Genomic DNA, 1,206 nt, shown 5'->3' with positions numbered 1-1,206 from the left:
GCGATGCACTTGGCGACATCTTTTCTGGTATCGAAAACATTAGTGGCAGCAATTTCGCCGACACGCTCCGCGGCGACACGCACAACAACGTGCTCTCAGGCCGCGCCGGCAATGACAGTCTGSATGGCGCCGCCGGCAACGATGTGCTTGACGGCGGCGCGGGAGCGGACATCTTGATGGGCGGGTATGGCGCCGATAGGTTTCAGTTTCAATCAACGGGCGATACGATCCCTGGATCGCGTGACACCATCAGCGACTTCGTGCACGGGCTGGACCGCATAGATCTGCGCCTGATTGATGCGAACACAAATGTCTCTGGAGATCAGGAGTTTTCCTTCATCGGAGACCACGGTTTCAGTGGCAAGGCCGGTGAAATGCACTTCGTGGACCACGTGCTTTCGGGCGACGTCAACGGCGACAGCATCGCCGACTTCGCTATTTACATCCTAGGAACTGGTCCCTCCTACCCGGATTTTTTCTTGTAGATCGGATTGGGTTGGACCTGCCTTGATGGCCCGCTCCTCTATCAGCGCCGGTAAAGGCCGACCACGTATCAACAGTGGGCTGCGCACCGGCGGGCAGCATTGCGAGCATGAATGGCCCATCCCGTCACATCCGCCAATGATGGACTAGGGCCTCGCCTTGCTGGCGGGGCAGCGCGCTTTTCACGTCCATCACAATCCCTCGGCCTCCGCGCAGGATGCCCGTGAGCAGGGGCCAGCCCGCATCAACATACGGCCGGTGCGGGACGGCAAGTATGACCAGATCGGCGGACGAAAGCGCCTCGATCGGTTTTAAGTTCAAGCCATATTCGTGAAGGACATCTTGCGGTCGCGCGATCGGATCGGAGATCTCGACACTCACACCAAAGCTCTCAAGCCCGCGGACGATGTCGATAACACGCGAATTTCGGATGTCGGCCACGTCCTCCTTGAAAGTAACGCCCAGTATTGCCACATGGCGCGGACCCACCACTTGTGACAGCAGTCGCATGGCTTCTTGAGCGATGCGCTCCCCGACCTTATCGTTTACTCGGCGACCAGCAAGGATAACCTGCGGGTGATACCCTTTGCGCTCGGCGCTATGGGTCAGATAATAGGGGTCTACTCCGATGCAGTGGCCGCCGACGAGACCCGGAGAGAACGGGAGGAAATTCCATTTGGTAGCGGCGGCGGCGAGCACGTCGGCGGTGTCGATGCCCAGCAG

2 protein-coding genes are annotated in these 1,206 nt (G+C 59.3%); one reads left to right on the top strand and one right to left on the bottom strand.

Going from position 1 to position 1,206, the window contains the following annotated elements; genetic code table 11:
- Nucleotides 1–485 (top strand): M10 family metallopeptidase C-terminal domain-containing protein (locus ACXJ7R_RS33500; RefSeq protein ID WP_457155535.1); only part of this gene is annotated, 485 nt, incomplete at its 5' end.
- Nucleotides 486–609: 124 nt separating this feature from the next.
- Here ACXJ7R_RS33500 and ACXJ7R_RS33495 read toward each other — a convergent pair.
- Nucleotides 610–1,206: UDP binding domain-containing protein (locus tag ACXJ7R_RS33495; protein WP_457155534.1), on the bottom strand; the 597-nt coding region annotated here is incomplete at its 5' end.

Source organism: Mesorhizobium sp. P5_C1, assembly GCF_054049815.1.
The sequence above is the reverse complement of the archived record's forward strand: the minus strand, read 5'-3'. Positions and strand labels throughout refer to the sequence as shown.